Origin of the sequence: Allomuricauda ruestringensis DSM 13258, from assembly GCF_000224085.1 — a bacterium.
Lineage (GTDB): Bacteria > Bacteroidota > Bacteroidia > Flavobacteriales > Flavobacteriaceae > Flagellimonas > Flagellimonas ruestringensis.
The window spans coordinates 2,277,472-2,294,015 of record NC_015945.1 but is presented as its reverse complement, the minus strand read 5'-3'; the positions used below and the strand labels follow the sequence as shown (position 1 = coordinate 2,294,015).

The 16,544-nt window shown below is 42.3% G+C and carries 17 protein-coding genes; 7 read left to right on the top strand and 10 right to left on the bottom strand.

Annotation, left to right across the window (positions count from 1 at the left end):
• Positions 1-26: 26 nt before the first annotated feature.
• The gene (locus MURRU_RS10285; RefSeq protein WP_245545031.1) at positions 27-419 is read left to right on the top strand and encodes a DUF4174 domain-containing protein; all 393 of its coding nucleotides are present in this window, start codon (positions 27-29) and stop codon (positions 417-419) included.
• Positions 420-489: 70 nt separating this feature from the next.
• Here MURRU_RS10285 and MURRU_RS10280 read toward each other — a convergent pair whose 3' ends face one another.
• The 3 genes from MURRU_RS10280 to MURRU_RS10270 all read right to left on the bottom strand — a co-directional run bounded on the left by MURRU_RS10280 (position 490) and on the right by MURRU_RS10270 (position 3,791).
• Complete coding sequence (locus MURRU_RS10280; RefSeq protein ID WP_014033403.1) at positions 490-1,638, bottom strand: MFS transporter; 1,149 nt, start codon at positions 1,636-1,638, stop codon at positions 490-492.
• A gap of 41 nt (positions 1,639-1,679) precedes the next feature.
• Positions 1,680-2,948 carry a kynureninase gene (kynU, locus tag MURRU_RS10275; RefSeq protein WP_014033402.1) on the bottom strand — a complete coding sequence of 423 codons (1,269 nt, stop codon included), beginning with the start codon at positions 2,946-2,948 and terminating at the stop codon, positions 1,680-1,682.
• A 378-nt stretch (positions 2,949-3,326) separates the two neighbouring features.
• Entirely contained in the window at positions 3,327-3,791 is a 465-nt protein-coding gene (locus MURRU_RS10270) for a GNAT family N-acetyltransferase (protein WP_014033401.1), read from the bottom strand.
• Between the two features lie 227 nt (positions 3,792-4,018).
• On the opposite strand from MURRU_RS10270, the gene MURRU_RS10265 reads away from it, so the two are divergent.
• Positions 4,019-4,660, top strand: coding sequence for an O-methyltransferase (locus MURRU_RS10265; RefSeq protein ID WP_014033400.1), 642 nt, complete (start codon positions 4,019-4,021; stop codon positions 4,658-4,660).
• Here the strand turns inward: MURRU_RS10265 and MURRU_RS10260 are convergent.
• From MURRU_RS10260 to MURRU_RS10235, 6 genes are all read right to left on the bottom strand, one after another.
• On the bottom strand, positions 4,626-5,198 hold the full coding sequence (locus MURRU_RS10260) for a phosphatase PAP2 family protein (protein WP_014033399.1): 573 nt from the start codon (positions 5,196-5,198) through the stop codon (positions 4,626-4,628). The two genes, MURRU_RS10265 and MURRU_RS10260, sit on opposite strands and share 35 nt — an antisense overlap.
• Positions 5,199-5,204: 6 nt before the next feature.
• Positions 5,205-5,480 (bottom strand): Sec-independent protein translocase subunit TatA/TatB, encoded by a 276-nt coding sequence (locus MURRU_RS10255; protein WP_041801460.1) that lies wholly within the window; start codon positions 5,478-5,480, stop codon positions 5,205-5,207.
• A 79-nt stretch (positions 5,481-5,559) separates the two neighbouring features.
• Positions 5,560-7,878 carry a M1 family metallopeptidase gene (locus MURRU_RS10250; protein WP_014033397.1) on the bottom strand — a complete coding sequence of 773 codons (2,319 nt, stop codon included), beginning with the start codon at positions 7,876-7,878 and terminating at the stop codon, positions 5,560-5,562.
• Between the two features lie 60 nt (positions 7,879-7,938).
• Positions 7,939-8,457: a DUF6702 family protein gene (locus tag MURRU_RS10245; protein WP_014033396.1), complete on the bottom strand. Its 519-nt coding sequence runs from the start codon at positions 8,455-8,457 to the stop codon at positions 7,939-7,941.
• A 433-nt stretch (positions 8,458-8,890) separates the two neighbouring features.
• Positions 8,891-9,685, bottom strand: a complete 795-nt coding sequence (locus MURRU_RS10240) for a carboxypeptidase-like regulatory domain-containing protein (RefSeq protein WP_014033395.1) — start codon at positions 9,683-9,685, stop codon at positions 8,891-8,893.
• Positions 9,682-10,422 carry a carboxypeptidase-like regulatory domain-containing protein gene (locus MURRU_RS10235; protein WP_014033394.1) on the bottom strand — a complete coding sequence of 247 codons (741 nt, stop codon included), beginning with the start codon at positions 10,420-10,422 and terminating at the stop codon, positions 9,682-9,684. The genes MURRU_RS10240 and MURRU_RS10235 overlap by 4 nt, the downstream gene beginning before the upstream one ends.
• 224 nt (positions 10,423-10,646) lie before the next feature.
• Between MURRU_RS10235 and MURRU_RS10230 the strand changes: the two genes are divergently transcribed.
• The 5 genes from MURRU_RS10230 (at position 10,647) to MURRU_RS17950 (ending at position 15,871) form a co-directional block, all read left to right on the top strand.
• Entirely contained in the window at positions 10,647-12,377 is a 1,731-nt protein-coding gene (locus tag MURRU_RS10230; protein WP_014033393.1) for an autotransporter outer membrane beta-barrel domain-containing protein, read from the top strand.
• The gene (locus tag MURRU_RS10225; protein ID WP_014033392.1) at positions 12,377-13,543 is read left to right on the top strand and encodes a gliding motility-associated C-terminal domain-containing protein; all 1,167 of its coding nucleotides are present in this window, start codon (positions 12,377-12,379) and stop codon (positions 13,541-13,543) included. Before MURRU_RS10230 ends, MURRU_RS10225 begins: the two co-directional genes overlap by 1 nt.
• A 498-nt stretch (positions 13,544-14,041) precedes the next feature.
• Entirely contained in the window at positions 14,042-14,773 is a 732-nt protein-coding gene (locus tag MURRU_RS10220) for a M15 family metallopeptidase (protein WP_014033391.1), read from the top strand.
• A gap of 39 nt (positions 14,774-14,812) precedes the next feature.
• Positions 14,813-15,583, top strand: coding sequence for a M48 family metalloprotease (locus MURRU_RS10215; RefSeq protein WP_014033390.1), 771 nt, complete (start codon positions 14,813-14,815; stop codon positions 15,581-15,583).
• Positions 15,584-15,703: 120 nt separating this feature from the next.
• Entirely contained in the window at positions 15,704-15,871 is a 168-nt protein-coding gene (locus MURRU_RS17950) for a DUF6747 family protein (protein WP_014033389.1), read from the top strand.
• Positions 15,872-15,974: 103 nt separating this feature from the next.
• Here the strand turns inward: MURRU_RS17950 and MURRU_RS10210 are convergent, their stop codons facing one another.
• A complete protein-coding gene (locus MURRU_RS10210; protein WP_014033388.1) occupies positions 15,975-16,367 on the bottom strand; it encodes an ankyrin repeat domain-containing protein in 393 nt (130 codons plus the stop codon).
• Between the last annotated feature and the right edge of the window lie 177 nt (positions 16,368-16,544).

Sequence of the window (16,544 nt, the reverse complement as noted above, 5' to 3'; positions counted from 1 at the left end):
TCCTAATACTAACCAGCTTTTCATTTATGAACACTTATGGACAAGATTTAGAAAAACATAAATGGACGAATAGAATTCTAATCGTTAAAACATTGGATGTCCAATCAAAAAAATATAAAGAACAAGTAAAGGAGTTTACAAATTCCACTGAGGAACTAATTGATAGAAAATTGATACTTTATAAAATAGTCAATAACGATTTTACATTAACAAATTATACAAACAGTTCGTTGAATTCTTCTGGAAAGGTCTCAGGAAAACTAGCCGAAAATATTTTAGATGCTAAAGAAAATTTTGAAATAATTTTAATTGGACTGGACGGAGGAATAAAAATTCAACAAACCAAAATCTTGACAAAAGAACATCTTTTTAATACCATCGATGCAATGCCCATGAGAAAAAACGAGATGGAAAATTAAAAATTCTCAGCTTAAATCCTGCATCGAAATCATATTCGATACCACTACAAAAACAATCATCAAAAACACCTCACCTCCCCCTCCTACCCAAGAAAAACGTAATCCCCAAAACCATAAGGGCCAAGAACAGTAGCAATATAAAACTATAGTTTAAGGAAGCACTTTCTGCGATAAATCCAAGAATTACAGGGCCCAGCAAAAAACCGATATACCCCGACCCTGCGATAAAAGCCACCCCTTGGGAAGAATCCACTCCCTTTACATTGCCACCTATTCGAAATAACTCAGGCACGATGACCGAAAAACCAAGCCCGTTAAATGCAAATCCAATAATGGACCAGGTAGTGTTTTGTGTTAGCACCAAAACAAAACCAATGGCAGCGATAAAAGCACCCAGCCCCACTATTTTAATGGGCCCTATTTTGGCACTGATGCCATCACCCAGAAACCGTCCTAACGTCATCGTGGTGGAAAACGCCAAGAACCCCGCCCCAATGAGCAGTTCAGGGGCTGTGGTCATTTCCTTGAGGTAAAGCGCGCTCCAATCAATAATGGCACCCTCGCTTCCAAAGGAGACAAATCCGATAATGCCCAATAACAATAAGGGTTTGAATAGTTTTAGGCTAAAAGGTTCCTTTTCCACAGGTGCGGCCACCACATGGATGTAATGCTTTTTCAAATAAAGATTGATACCAAACACCAAAACCACCGTAATCCCCATATGCAGCGTAGGGTTTCCAATCACTGGAATCAGGAAACTGCCCAATCCGACCAAAATACCACCCAAGCTAAAAAAGCCATGGGCAGCGGACATAAAGTTTTGTTTGTCCTCCTTTTCAATCTCTGTGACCAAGGTGTTTATGGCAATATCGATAAAACCGTTGCTGGCTCCAAAAAGATACAGCGCCAACATCAACAAATAATAATTGGACGCCATAAGTGGCAACATGGCAGTCACCGAAGCAAATATTACCCCATACCACGAGGCCTTGCCCACCCCTAGTTTATTAATGATTTTGGAGGCCACAGGAAAAATGGTAAACACTCCAAGGGACAAACAAAATAGAGCAATACCCAAATCGGCCTTATCTATATCCAGCTTATCTTTTACTGTGGGAATATAAATGGCCCAAGTACCAAACCAAATATTGATACTGGTAAACACCCATGCTACCCCAAAATATCTCGGTTTGGATAAAATAAGCCATAGGGATTTCATAATCTGGTAGTGTTTGGTTGGTTAATTTTATTGGTTATTGGTTATTTACCCTGTATACCTGCTTTCAAGATCTGTCCAAAGCGAAACATATCCTCATACGAACAATATAGGGGCGCAGGGGCCAATCGGATAACGTTGGGCTCCCTCCAATCGGTAATGACACCGTTTTTCATTAAATAGTCAAAGATGGATTTTCCCTCACCGTGTAAAAACACGGAAAGTTGACATCCTCTGGCTTCTGGGGTAATTATTTCGAAAGTGCTGTCCACTTCCTTGTCAATCTCCTGAAGGACAAATTCCAAAAAGGCCACAATGGTCTTTTGCTTTTCAATAAGGGCGTCCATCCCAACCTCGTCAAATATCTCCAAGGATGCCAAATAGGGCGCAATTGACAGTATGGGCGGATTGCTCAACTGCCAAGCATCGGCCGTTTCAATGGGGGCAAATTCGGGTTCCATTAAAAAACGGGTCTCTTTTTTGGTGCCCCACCAGCCTTCAAAACGGGGGATATCTTCCATTCCCAAATGTCTTTCATGGATAAAGATGCCAGATGCGTTCCCGGGGCCGCTGTTCATGTATTTGTAACTGCACCACGCAGCGAAATCGGCGTCCCAATCGTGCAGGTTCAATTTTATATTTCCTACGCCGTGTGCCAAATCCCAGCCTACAAAGGCACCTTCGTCTTTTCCTGCTTTGGTGATGGCTTTCATATCCAACACCTGCCCATTGTAGTAGTTCACCCCACCCATCAACACCAAAGCCAATTCGTCGCCCGTTTCATTTATTTTTTTAATGATATCTTCCGTGCGCCACGCATGTTCCCCGTCCCTCTTTTTTACTTCAACAATGGCATCTTTGGGGTCCAATCCATGATAGCGCACCTGACTTTGCAACATATATTGATCGGATGGAAATGCTTTTTCCTCGCATATAATTTTGAAGCGTTTATCGGTAGGGCGGTAAAAAGATACCATCAACAAATGAAGGTTCACCGTTAGGGTATTCATCACCGAAATTTCTTTGGGCATGGCGCCGACCACTTTGCCTAAACCTTCAGCAAGTCTTTCGTGATAATCCCACCAAGGTTTATCTGCATAAAAATGCCCCTCCACGGCCAGTTCTCGCCAATCTTTCATTACCTCGTCCACAAATTTTTGCGTCCGTTTGGGTTGAAGGCCAAGGGAATTTCCTGTGAAGTAGATTACATCCTTCCCGTTTACTTGTGGATAGTGAAATTCATTTCTGTATGTGGCAAGGGAATCTGCTGCATCAAGTTTTTTGGCAAATTCAAGCGTATTTTGGAACGTCATTCTTATTTTGGTTTGCTTCAAAAATACGATTTGTGCAAGTAACTCAAGATAAAGATTTTTTCGATTCTGATTGTCCGTTTAATGTCATAATGATGTTTTTGGCGTCATGTTGAACTTGTTTCAACATCTCATCCTGCTGAACATGAGCATCTTTATGTGACCCTGAATCAAGTTCAGGGTGACGTTGGTAATATTATGACACATTGCGGACATTCAATTTCGATTATACTCAATTGTACCAGTGGTCAATCCAAATGTCATATCGAGCGCAGTCGAGATGTTTTTGTCTGCCTTTCGACTGCGCTCAAGAGGACAAAAACAAAGCATCGGCTCAAACCTTCATGGCCACTGGTACAATTACGGATATACAAAAGATTTTTACTCCAATCGCATTTCGATGATGTGCTTTTTAAACCCTACTTTTTCATACGCTTTAATGGCTGGTTGGTTTTCATTGTAGACCGTCAATCTGATTTCTTTAAAACCTTGATTGTTCGACCAGTTCTTGAGTTCTTCCACAATCAGGGCATTGATTCCTTGTCCTCTAAAATCTTCATCGGTATACATAAAACCCAGATAGGCATAAAATTTATGGTTCAAATAATGTCTTGCCTTTTTGGGAATGGCATAGCCCGAAGCCACAATTTTACCATCAACCTCAGCAACAATCACATGGGCTTTGGGGTCTTGAACCATCTCACCAATATCGTAATAACTAATGGGACCGTTTTTGATGGTGACATCGAACGGACGTTCGGCCTTTATGATTTCTTGTTCAAAATTCAGCAGCAAGGGAAGGTCATCCAATGTTGCTGTACGTATGTTTACCTTTGGTAACGCCATGGAATGCTTTTGTTTTTAATAGATTGAATATCCATTATCTGTAATAATTTCCTTTTGCATGTCATTCCGAATTTATTTCGGAATCTCATTACACTAATAATCAGAAGCCTAATGAGAACCTGAAACAAGTTCAGGTTGACGAAAGTTTTGTTTATGATAAAATCCAGACAATCAAATAATAGATATTCCAATGTAGTTCTTTTCTATATTTTTGCGAAAAATATCTCATGCACTTCCTATCACCTATTTTGGAGAGTTACATTACCAACAGTTCGGAGGACGAACCTGAATTATTGCAGGAACTTACCCGTGAAACCCATTTAAAAGTGATTCAACCTAGAATGATCACGGGGCATTTTCAGGGTCGGGTTTTGAGTATGTTGTCCAAAATTATTAATCCCAAATATATCTTGGAGATAGGCACCTATACGGGATATTCGGCATTATGTTTGGCCGAAGGGCTTCAAAAAGAGGGGGAATTGCATACCATTGAGGTAAACGAAGAGCTCCATCAAATGCAGCGAAAGTATTTTGATAAAAGTGGATTTGGATTTCAAGTCAAACAACATGTAGGTGATGCTTTGGAAATTGTTCCCAGCTTGAATCAGACTTTTGACCTTGTTTTTATTGATGCCCAAAAGGTGAACTACGATGCTTATTTTGAGGCGGTGATTCAAAAAACAAATCCGGGCAGTGTAATACTATCGGATAATGTACTGTGGTCCGGAAAAGTGGTCGAGCCAATACAGAAATCGGACAAGGCCACTGCCGCACTGTTGGAATACAATCAAAAATTAAAAAATGACCCGAGAGTGGAAAGCGTTTTACTTCCAATTAGGGATGGACTGACATTGAGTAGGGTGCTATAAAACGTTGGTACAGCCAATAAAAGAGCCATCCGGACAGTAAACCTACCACCATACCCACCAAAATATCAAAAGGATAATGTACTCCCACATAGACACGGCTCAACGTAAACACCACGGGCCAAATAAAAAACAATACCGACCATTTTACTTTTTTTCTCAGAAACAGAAATATTAAGGTGGTTATGGAAAACGAACTCGAGGCATGGCCCGAGAAAAAACTATAGTCCGTTGGGCTCTTAAGAATACGGATCAGGGTGTTGATTTCTTCAGTATTGTTGGGTCTTAGCCTTGCTACCGAAATCTTTGTAATATGTGTAATCAGGGTAATAAAAATAGCCAAGCCCAAAACAGTAAGGAACATGTAAAGTGCTTCCTTTTTGGGAAATTTGAGGAAAAACAATATCAAGAACAGAATAAAAAGAGGTATCCAAGTGGAAAAATTGGTCACGGTGGCCCAAAACAGGTCGTAATCTTCTATGCCCAGACCATTGAGATAAACAAAGGTGTCCCTATCCCATTTGAGCAATTTTTCCAACATAGGAACCTATTTCTTGTTGAGGTCTCGTTTGATGGAGCCGGAAACTTCGTTCACGTTCTTTTTTACATCATCGATTTCCTTACGGATATTTTTGGTGAAGTCCGTGTCCACATCCGTGGTCTTTTGGATTTCGCGCTTAATATCGTCCGTGGCGTCCTTGAGTTGACGCATTCCTTTGCCGAGCCCCTTGGCTATACCAGGAATCTTATCTGCTCCAAATACCATCACCACGATGAATAGGATGAAAAAAATCTCAGCTCCGCTAATGAATAGAAATTGCATGCCACAAATATAATCAGAACTTGGTTTCAAAATAAAAAAAGCCCCGTTAAATAACGAGGCTCTTAACATAGTTTTTCTTTTACTTATCTCCTTTGATATTTTCCTTGAACTTATCAAAGTCTGATTTTTCTTCTTTCTTGGGCCAAGCGTTATTGGTCGTATCAATATCCGCAGTTTCCAATTTTGGATCTACTACGATTCCCACCAATTCTTTCTCGGTAGCCATCACTCTTTTTACCTCGGCATCGTTCTTTCTCCAAATTTCTGGAGGATATGTAACGTTTTCCGTGGTACCATCTGCGTAAGTATACTCTACGATCAATGGCATAGGAATACCTCCTGGCTTATCAAAAGTGATCTCATAAAAATACTTTGGCTCTTTAACCTGGGCTCTTTCGGCCTCGTTCATGTTGTCCATCATAAATTCCTTAAGGTTCTGGGAAGTCTCGGTCGGAGATTTTCCTTTTAGCTCTGGAGAAAAATCCTCACTGTCCTCTTCGGCCAAGTATACCAATGGTGGAAGGTCGGCCTCGGTAAGGTTCCTGTCGGCCATGTATTTTTCCATTTCCTTGGTGGGCTTGTTGGACACGTAGTATTTTTTAACGCCCTTTACGCCTATGTCAACATAGTCAGTGGTGTAGAACCATCCTCTCCAATACCAATCCAAATCCACTGCTGAAGCGTCTTCCATGGTACGGAAGAAATCCTCTGGGGTCGGATGCTTGAACATCCAACGTTGTGCGTAGGTTTTGAATGCATGATCGAACAATTCCTCACCCATTACAGTTTCCCTAAGAATGTTTAGGGCTGTTGCTGGTTTACCATAGGCATTTGGACCCAATTGATACACGTTTTCCGGGTTTGACATGATGGGCGAAATATAACTTTGATCACCAGCCATGTAAGGAACTATTTTAGCTGCTTCCCCTCTTCTTGATGGGTACTTTTCGTTCGGAGCGATAACTTCTGGGTTGTTCTTTCCAAACTCTTGCTCTGCCAGATATTGCATAAAGGTGTCCAAACCTTCATCCATCCATCCCCACTGACGCTCATCGGAGTTTACGATCATTGGGAAGAAGTTGTGACCAACTTCGTGGATAATCACACTGATCATTCCGTATTTAACCCTATCGGAATACGTTCCATCCTCGTTTGGACGTCCGTAGTTCCAGCAGATCATTGGATATTCCATACCTTGGTTCTTCGCATGCACGGAGATTGCCTTGTGATATGGGTAATCAAATGTGTGTTTTGAGTATGTTTTTAAGGTTTGTGCAACCGCTTTGGTAGATTGTTCTTCCCAAAGTGGGTTGCCTTCTTTTGGGTAAAGCGATACGGCCATTACATCTTTGCTTCCGATTTTAACGGCTTGCATGTCCCAGATAAACTTTCTGGATGATGCAAAAGCGTAATCCCTAACATTGGTCGCCTTAAACTTCCAAGTTTTGGTATCGGTGGAGAAGTCTTTTTCGGCAGCCTCCGCTTCTTCTTGGGTTACAATAATCACAGGTTTGTCATAAGACTTTTTGGCCTGTTTGTAACGCTTCATCATTTCTTTTGAGAATACATCGTCACGGTTTTGCAACTCACCAGTAGCATCCAAAATGTGGTCTGCAGGAACGGTAATGCTCACATCGTAGTTGCCAAATGGCAATGCGAACTCTCCACTACCCCAGAACTGATGGTTTTGCCATCCTTCCACATCGCTGTACACAGCCATTCTTGGAAAGAATTGTGCAATGACATACGCGCGGTTTCCATCTTTTGGAAAATACTCGTATCCTGAGCGTGCCCTGTTTACGGTATGGTCGGGAATATTGTACCACCACTTTATGGAGAAAGAAATCTTTTCCCCACTTTTAAGTGCTTGTGGAATATTGACACGCATCATGGTCTGGTTGATGGTATAGGACAACGGTTTTCCGCTATCATCGGTAACCGACTCAATATTAAAGCCACCATCGAATGGCTCGCTGATGTAGGTTTGTGCGAAGTTATCCGCCGTGTAGGCAATGTTCACACCGTTACCATCACGTAAGGGTGATTTTGAATCTTTGGCACGTACATTTTGATCTAATTGTACCCAAAGAAATTCCAAATCGTCCGGGGAATTGTTATGGTACGTAATGGTTTCCTCACCGCTGATCTTTGCATTTTTATCATCTAGGTGAATGTCCATTACATAATCCGCCTGTTGCTGATAATAATCGGGACCGGGCGCACCAGAAGCGGATCGGTATGTGTTTGGAGAGGAAAATTCCTCGTACAATTGTTTAAATTTACTTTGGTTGTAATGACCGGGCTCCCGTTCTTCTTTAACGTCTCCCTCTTCTTGTGCCATGACCACGGCTCCAAAAAGGAACAACACGGAAGCTAAGCAATACTTGAATCTGTTCATTTTCTATCTAATTTTATAACGGTGAAAAATAACATATTTTAACCAATTGTTAAGAATATGTCATAAGTTTAACATTCCTTTGTTCTTCTCCCTGATGAGCACAAAACTTTTTTTGTTTCCGTTCCATTTTATGTGGACTACGTTCTGCTGCTCATCAAACAAATCCGTAAGCACCTCGTTCTGCACGGACATGGTTTTTACTTTGGATAAATCAACATTGGTAATTTCCAAATAGCAGATGACCACATCGGTATCGTACCTTTTTCCCAAAAAATTATAGGGGACGGGCTCTCCATCAAACTCCACTACAAATTTTGACCTGAAATATTTCTCTATATATTCCTCGGCTATTTTGGATTCGTTCGGGGTAGCTAGTTTGGCCTCGATGCCGTAGCGTTCTTTAAGAAGTTTATCGAGGTCATCTATAAAAACCCGACTGGTGATCTGGAAAGCGCTATCCTCCTCTGAGTATGCCATGTTGGTAACGCTAACGTAGAATTTATGGGCGGATGAGAAAGACAAGAACAACAATAGTACCAAAGGTAATACCATCATTCTTGCTTTTTTCAGTTTCATCATGTGTTATTAGACTTTAATTGTGCGACAATGTTACAGTTTTATGAAACTTTCTGCAATTTACCTGCCAAACTAATTTTAAGACATTTTGACTGCGTTCTTCGGTTATTTTGTTATTCAGTTATTGGGTTATTGAGTTACTGCCTACTGCCTACTGCAAACCAACATCTGACATCGTGCTTCGGACTTCGGACAAACCCTAGAAGTGTCAAGTTCAAGACCATACAGCAAAGGCTAAGGTTACTGCTGACTGCATACTGCGAACTGACATCGGACAAACCCTAGTTCATGCTCAAGCATCAAATTCCAAAAACCAAGTCCCAAAATTCCAAAAATCAAAGACAGGAGTTACTATCTACTGTTTACTGCCTACTGCAAACCAACATCTGACACCGTGCTTCGGACATCCAACATCCGACATCCAACTCCCAAAAAATCAATCCAAATCGTTGTTTTCACGGTAAGCCCGGCTTTTTTCTATCATTACATCCCATATCCTTAATTTATCCTGAGATTCCACCGCTGCCTGAAAAGCTTCGTCCACTTCGCAGAAATACATGAAATCATCAATTTTATCCATGGGGATTTTAAGCGTGGTCAAAAAAAGGGAATCCGCGTAAAAACCTTGTACCCGCTGCGTTTGGGCGTAGGTCTTATCTACTTTTACCCTGTTCTTTAACATTTTGGTACGCCCCGTTATGGCATTGATAATGGGATCTAAAGGAGGACTCAATATCATCCCCATATTAAACTTTCCTGCTGTAGCCTGTTGCAGTTTCCGCTCGCTCTGCGTTGGCACAGGCCTATGGGCATTGGGCAAGTTCAAGGCCTCGGCACTCACGTCTTTTTCCAGTGTTACCCGATCTACATCGCGGGTAAGATCTCCCGTTAAATTATACGGGGTGACCACTACTTCCTTTAACTGGTTTACGAATTCCTGCATGGGAACCTCTACAAAATTGGATTGGTACAGCGCTTCGGTAACGGGTAGGGATTTCTTCAAAAAATGAACGGCGGAAAACACCAGTGTATCGTTTAACTGTACCCTAATGGCAAAATTCCCATCAATATCGGTGATAACAGCGTCTTTTGTGGTAATGTTTTGCACCACAACGCCAACTACATCCTTATCGGTACTGGTAACTCTTCCTTGCAGCACTTTGCTATCTGCTTCTTGGGAAAAGCCCCAATGAGCAGTAAAACAAACCAATACAAGAAAGAATCGTTTCATTCCTCTTCCAAAGTTGCCAAAAAGTCCTTGCTTTGGGTCACCAGAAAATCGATCAACTGAAATTCATTTTCTTTTCGGAGCAGCGTCTGGGAAGGTATTTTATCGTCACAATACAAGAGAAAAGCATCTATTTTGTTCTGTGGCAACTTTAGGTCCACTACAAAAAATTCGTCATCGTACACATGTCGGAGCACTTCACTCACTTTAAGCGGTGCCCTTTGCTGTCCGTTGACCTCCTGTGGCTTAAACAACGCCTTGAAGATATTTACAAAGTTGATACCATGCTTCATACCACGGGTAATTTGGGAGTTCGCGATATTCTCCACCTCGGTCCCTCGATCAACCTCATAATTGAATTCTTTAAAATCCTCATTTTTTACCTGAAGGAACCTTTCTTGGTTCTCTGGGGTCACCACAACTTCGTCCAGTTCTTGTACCTTTTCGGTCACCTCGACCACCAAACGGTTGTTTGCCAATATTTCGGAGGTAATGGCAACTACCTCCAATTGATAGTTTACCGCCGTAAACACCAACTGGTCGCCCTCCTTTACCGCTATCATAAACTCTCCGTTATCGTCGGTAATGGTGGCTTGGCCGCTGGTAGAGTTGATAACGTTCTCGTTGGGCACATTGGAGCTCCTGTAAAGCACCTTGCCCCTAAGCATTTGGCGCGAATCCTGTGCCATGGACCAGCCGGACACAAGCAAAGAGAACAATATCAAAAAAGCATTTTTCATTTCTACGTGTTTATTACAAGTTAAAGAAAACTTATGAAGATGATATAAAAAATTAAGCGGTTCTAAACTTTTGTTAATTCTGTATCGTTGCGTATGGTACAAATATACCAAAGGGGATTCCATTCACCCGTGAATTCCGTGTTTTGACGGTATTTATCAAAAAAATTAAAACATAAGTTTAGTTTTGCCTTTTACGTTTGGAAAATCCTCAAATAACAAACACTGTGAAAACTTCAATTGTCTCCTTGATCATAGGCCTACTACTGATCAATTCGCTAAAGGCGCAGGTAAAAATCGGTAATAACCCACAGAACCTGCATCCAGCTTCGGTACTCGAACTGGAAAGTCCCACCCGCGTTTTGGTGATTACCCGGGTAACCGACGCCCAAATGAGCGTAATCAACCCCTTGCCCGGCGCCGTGGTGTACAATACCGATCAAGATTGTTTGCATTATTACAACGGTGCGGAGTGGATCAACATCTGCGAAGCGCTGGACAACTCTTTTAGCGTGAGTACCCGAGCTGATTACTTTAGTACGATCAATCCGGCACAATCCAAAGATAGCACTGTTGTCATCTCCGAAACCGAGAATCCAGATGGCAGTATCAATTACAATTATGAGGTAGGACTGATCAGGGGAGCTAATATCGTGAACACCACTATAAATGGCGACTCCAAGCTCCAAAATAAATCTGTCACAAGTGATAAATTAGCTGATGGATCTGTGGTTACCAATAAATTGGAACCAGGTACCAATGAGAATGATCTTTTTGTTTGGAAAGGCAATGAATGGACCATTACAAACAGTACAGAAATACTCAACACCCAACTGGACAGTATTGTGGGGAATGAGATTACAAACGCTACCCTGAACGGTTCTTTAGTTAGAGATGGGGGCGGAACCCAAGCCGACCCATATACCTTAGATGTTGCAGATGGAGGAATTGATACCGCTGAATTGGCAGATGATGCGGTGACGACCGAAAAAATACTAAATAGCGCCATTGCTACGGATGATATTGCGGATAATGCGGTGACCAATGAAAAAATAAACGCAAATGTTGCTGGAACAGGATTAGCACAAGCTGCTGATGGTTCTTTGGAAGTTGACAACGCGAACATCGCGCCAGACTGGACTTCCTTAACCGGGATTCCGGCTGACATTGATGACGGGGACGACAACACAACAAGCATCAGCCTCACCGAGGACGGAACCGACCTTATCCTGACCGACAGCGACGGCAATACGGTGGAGATTCCGCTGGCGGACATACAGGACGCGGACACAAATACCACAAACTTCAGCCTAACTGAGGACGGAACCGACCTTATCCTGACCGACAGCGACGGCAATACAGTGGAGATTCCGCTGGCGGACATACAGGACGCGGACACAAACACCACAAACTTCAGCCTAACTGAGGACGGAACCGACCTCATCCTTACCGACAGCGATGGCAATACAGTGGAGATTCCACTGGCGGATATTACAGCAGGAGGAGTCAATACAGATTTAGCTTTGAATAATTTATCACAGTTTGACACCGACAGAACTTATGATGTTGGAACTGGCGGAACCTTAAGTTTTACCAACGGAAGTGTTGGAATAGGAACTGCCGCGACACCAACATCAACCCTTCAAACAGGAGGGTCTTTTGCTACTGGGATTGACAATTTTAATAGTGATATTGATTTGACATCAGTAAATATTCAAACAATTATAGTGGAAGCAGATTTAACTATTACGCTTCCAGCTGCGGGTAGCGTTACCGGTAGGATTTATATAATAAAAAACCCTGATACTGCTGCAAATGCTAATTCCCCTGATTTTAACGTTTCAACAGGCACAGGGCCTTCATTCTTGAATAGTTTGGGTGAACCAGAAACCATATTTGGGGCAGGAGTAACCCAACTTCAGAGCGATGGAACCAACTGGCAACAAATAAATAATTAGTGAAACCCCTCCTCCACATAACATTTCTCCTATCGGTCAGCTTTGGGGTGGCCCAAAGCGGGTTGTACAACAGTGGCAACTTTAGCGTGCACAACAATGCCAACATTGGGCTGCACACCGATTTAATCAACGATGCCAACTTTGACCAAACCAATGGACTGGTCGGTTTTTATGGCAACCGCGCCATTATTGTGTCGGGAAGCATTCCCCCAACCCTTTGGGACACGGAGATTATGATGGACAGCAATGTGTTTTTGCAAAATCCCGTCATGGTTCGAAACAACATCAATTTTATTGATGGCAATTTCCTGACCCCGACCAACATACCTGCGGTGAACCTCAGTTTTATGGACCAAGGTTTTTTTACAGGAGAAAGCGATGCATCCAAAGTAACGGGCTTTGCCGCCATTAACAACCGCGATGTATTTTCGTTCCCTGTGGGTGACTCGGAGCAACTCAGACCTTTAACATTAAACTCACAAAGTGCCACACCTTTGGCCGTATGCGCCTATTTTTTTGAGGACCCGTCCGCTCCCTCCTCTATTTTGGAAAGTTTTGACACTGAAGTAAAAGTACAGGACATAGGAACTGTTACCGATCGCGAATTTTGGATTCTACAAAGTGATGTGCCCGCACAAGTAACCATTTCGTGGAACACTAGGAGCGCTTTGGGCGCCATCCCCAATGCAACTTTGGAATCCATTATTGTGGTGGGATGGAGCAAATCGTCCAACCAATGGGTGATCATCGGCAACGCTGCCATTAGTGGCGACCTTACGCAGGGATTTGTTACTTCCGAAACCTTTGTGCCCAGCAATTATGCGGCCATTACCTTTGGTACCATTCCCCTGCCCACGGATACTTTTGCCGTGGAAAATCCCACCTTGGGCAATTACTTTTTGAGTCCAAATGGCGATGGCACCAACGATTTTTTGGTGATTGATGGCATGGAAGAGTCACCGAACAACAGTTTACGCATCTTTAACCGATACGGACAAAAGGTTTTTGAGAAAATCAACTACACCAACGAGTTTTATGGCCTTGCCAACACGGGAACCTTGATCACCAACCAAGCTTCCGGTCTGCCCGAAGGTGTTTATTTTTACTTGGTTACCTTGGACGATCTGGAACTGGAATATTCCGGTTTCCTTTTCTTGGACCGATAGCAATCACCTTTCCCAAAAACCAAAATACTGTTATTCAACCCGTGGTGTATTTTGATTGAAATCCGTCAATTCGATTTTTGAAGTGAAACGAAGAAAAATTTTATCGAGAATCAGGATTTCCATGGCAAAGATCTTATCTTCGATACTTTTTCAAAAGTGAAAATCGAACTGACGCTTCTTTTGCCATTAACGTTCAAAATGCGCTATGAATGTTAATCAGATTTTCATTTTCCCAAGAATGACAATTTTAACGGAATCCACAATAACGCAATCGGGGAAACCTTTTTCAATTAAAAATACTTCTTAACTTGGGGCAAAATCTGAAAAAAGTGGTGTGACTAAGGGTTGCCATTCTAAATGTATCGCAGAGAAATGAAGAATCTTTTTGATTCCCATGGGATTCCTCACTTTGATTTCGACTGCGCTCAATCTGACAGTTCGGAGTGGCAGGTTTTCAAAATAATAGCAACCTGGGTAGCATCAATAAAAATTACATCAATGAAAAGAAGGGCTTTTATTAAAACTGCTTCAGCATCAGGGCTGGCCTGCACCATCCCTCCCATTTTACCCAATTTTTATGGTCCGGATTACTCCACGGCCGAGCTCATGGGCAAAGCGGATATTGAACTCTTTGGCGAGGGCATCAATCTAAAGGAAGAGGCATACAAGTCCTTTTTAGAAATGAAAAAAGCAGCCTATTCTGATGGTTTTGACATTAAAATGGTATCTAGTTTCAGGGATTTTTACCATCAAGAACGCATTTGGGAACGTAAATATGTAAATTATACCGAAGATGGAATGGCGCCTTTGGAGGCTATTGACAAGATTATTGAATATTCCACCATACCAGGAACGAGCAGGCACCATTGGGGCACCGACATCGATATTATTGATGGGTACCCCAAAGTATCGGGCGATGTACTTGTTTCCGAGAAATTTGAAGCGGGCGGTCCTTACGAGGGACTCAAACTTTGGCTGGACGAAAACTCGACAAAATATGGGTTTTATCTCGTGTACACCAACAACCCAAGAAGAAGAGGGTTTAAGTACGAGCCCTGGCATTACAGTTATGCACCCATATCCATTCCCATGCTAACGGCCTATCGAAAGCTCAACATTTTAAAGTTGATGCAACAAGAAAGATTTCTGGGCAAAGAACATTTTACCGCTGGTTTTATAAGAACCTATGTTCAGGACAATATCTTGGACATAAACCCTGTACTGCTATAACGGTTTTTTTGTGTCTTCAACTTACCAGTACACTAGCCCATGAGAATCGGAAGAGGAAGTTGGAGGATACGCATCCTGATCGGTTTGGCCATTGTTGCTTTTGCTTTTGTCCGTAGGTGCAGCAACCAAGAAGAAAATCCGTATACCGGCAGAACCCAGAACATAAACATGACCACGGAACAGGAGATTGCCATTGGGCTGCAAACTGCCCCGGAAATGGCTCAACAACATGGTGGTCTCTATCCGGACGAGCGTATGCAGGCTTTGGTGGATGCAGTGGGCAACAAACTGGTACAAAATAGTGTAGCCAAGGAAACCCCTTATCAATACGAATTTCATCTTTTGGCAGACGACCGCACTATCAATGCGTTTGCACTGCCCGGGGGACAGATTTTTATCACTTATGCCCTGTTCTCCCAACTCAACGAAGCGCAATTAGCAGGGGTATTGGGCCATGAGATTGGCCATGTGATCGGAAGACATTCTGCCGAACGTATTGCCGAAAGCAACTTTTGGCAAACCTTGGCCACGGGAGCCTCGGTCGGTGGCGATATGGGCGGTTTGGTTGCAGGCATTGGCCAAAACACCCTTTTAACCAATGGTAGGGGCGACGAATTGGAGAGTGATGAACTCGGCGTGCTATTTATGATAGACTCCGGGTACGACCCCAATGAGATGATAGAGGTCATGAAAGTGTTGAGAGCAGCGGCAGGGCCCAACAGGGTTCCCGAGTTCCAAAGTACCCACCCCGACCCCGAAAACCGTATTGAAAAGATAAAGGAAGCCATCCAAAAATATTCAGGTCGATAGAATTGGTGGTTTATCGATAAAAAAAGGAGATTGGTATAATTTCTGTACCTTTGGGTACACAGCCCAAATCCTACTAAGTTTCTCTTAATCTTTTTGTTATGATGTAAAAAGAGAGAACACATGGGAACACTATTACATTTTAAAGACCTCTATTTAGAGGCATTTGACGATTGCAAACCTAGCTTTGTAGTGCTCTTTTTAAAAGGGTATTCTATATTTTGCGCGGTCATGCTGGTTATGGCCCTATATGCATTTTTGTACCGAGCTTTTACCGGGTTTGAATTTTAAGTCGCGAGAGACACACTCTTTTGCAAGAACACTAATATATGAAATGAACAAAGGGCCCATCCAATGGATGTGCCCTTTTTCATTGGACGAATAAACTCCTTTTCTATTTTTTCATAGCAGCTTCCAACACAGCCTGTGCTTCGGTGGCGTTGGACAATTTGGCATATTTTATGGCTGTCATACCCCCGTCGCAACGTTTTTTAAGGTCTGCGCCATTATCAATAAGTACTTGCAATACTTCGACCTTATTGTAACGGGCCGCGTAATGGATAGGTGCTTTGCCCAAAGATTTTTGGTTGACATCCTCTCCTAGTTCAATTAACTTTTTCACGGTATCAACATCGCCCTGCATTACCGCTTTGCAAAAAGTACTAAGGTCATCCGGTAACACCATTTCGATTGTTGATTCTGTGTCGATGGTTTTCAGCTCGTTGGCAGAAATACCGCTTAGGGCCAACAGACATAGTGAGGCCACTGAAAAGATTGTTTTTTTCATGATGAGTTGTTTTTGATTAATGAATTTACTTCTCATAAAAATAGACTTCTACAAACAGGAGATGTTACACGATTAACAGTTAAATAACGAAACTTTAACAATCTTTCAGTTTTGCTGTAAAATTATTAACAAGTTCATAATTAGAATTTTAACAAAAAACTAGGGCATCCAACCAGA

Bases quoted from the DNA above. Each gene is read 5' to 3' on its own strand.
- MURRU_RS10215 (WP_014033390.1), top strand. From the start codon at position 14,813: ATGAGAATCGGAAGAGGAAGTTGGAGGATACGCATCCTGATCGGTTTG.
- MURRU_RS10245 (WP_014033396.1), bottom strand. From the start codon at position 8,457: ATGATGAAACTGAAAAAAGCAAGAATGATGGTATTACCTTTGGTACTA.
- MURRU_RS10255 (WP_041801460.1), bottom strand. From the start codon at position 5,480: ATGCAATTTCTATTCATTAGCGGAGCTGAGATTTTTTTCATCCTATTC.
- MURRU_RS10270 (WP_014033401.1), bottom strand. From the start codon at position 3,791: ATGGCGTTACCAAAGGTAAACATACGTACAGCAACATTGGATGACCTT.
- MURRU_RS10250 (WP_014033397.1), bottom strand. From the start codon at position 7,878: ATGAACAGATTCAAGTATTGCTTAGCTTCCGTGTTGTTCCTTTTTGGA.
- MURRU_RS17950 (WP_014033389.1), top strand. From the start codon at position 15,704: ATGGGAACACTATTACATTTTAAAGACCTCTATTTAGAGGCATTTGAC.
- MURRU_RS10240 (WP_014033395.1), bottom strand. From the start codon at position 9,685: ATGAAACGATTCTTTCTTGTATTGGTTTGTTTTACTGCTCATTGGGGC.
- kynU (WP_014033402.1), bottom strand. From the start codon at position 2,948: ATGACGTTCCAAAATACGCTTGAATTTGCCAAAAAACTTGATGCAGCA.
- MURRU_RS10260 (WP_014033399.1), bottom strand. From the start codon at position 5,198: ATGTTGGAAAAATTGCTCAAATGGGATAGGGACACCTTTGTTTATCTC.
- MURRU_RS10235 (WP_014033394.1), bottom strand. From the start codon at position 10,422: ATGAAAAATGCTTTTTTGATATTGTTCTCTTTGCTTGTGTCCGGCTGG.
- MURRU_RS10280 (WP_014033403.1), bottom strand. From the start codon at position 1,638: ATGAAATCCCTATGGCTTATTTTATCCAAACCGAGATATTTTGGGGTA.
- MURRU_RS10285 (WP_245545031.1), top strand. From the start codon at position 27: ATGAACACTTATGGACAAGATTTAGAAAAACATAAATGGACGAATAGA.
- MURRU_RS10210 (WP_014033388.1), bottom strand. From the start codon at position 16,367: ATGAAAAAAACAATCTTTTCAGTGGCCTCACTATGTCTGTTGGCCCTA.
- MURRU_RS10220 (WP_014033391.1), top strand. From the start codon at position 14,042: ATGAAAAGAAGGGCTTTTATTAAAACTGCTTCAGCATCAGGGCTGGCC.
- MURRU_RS10265 (WP_014033400.1), top strand. From the start codon at position 4,019: ATGCACTTCCTATCACCTATTTTGGAGAGTTACATTACCAACAGTTCG.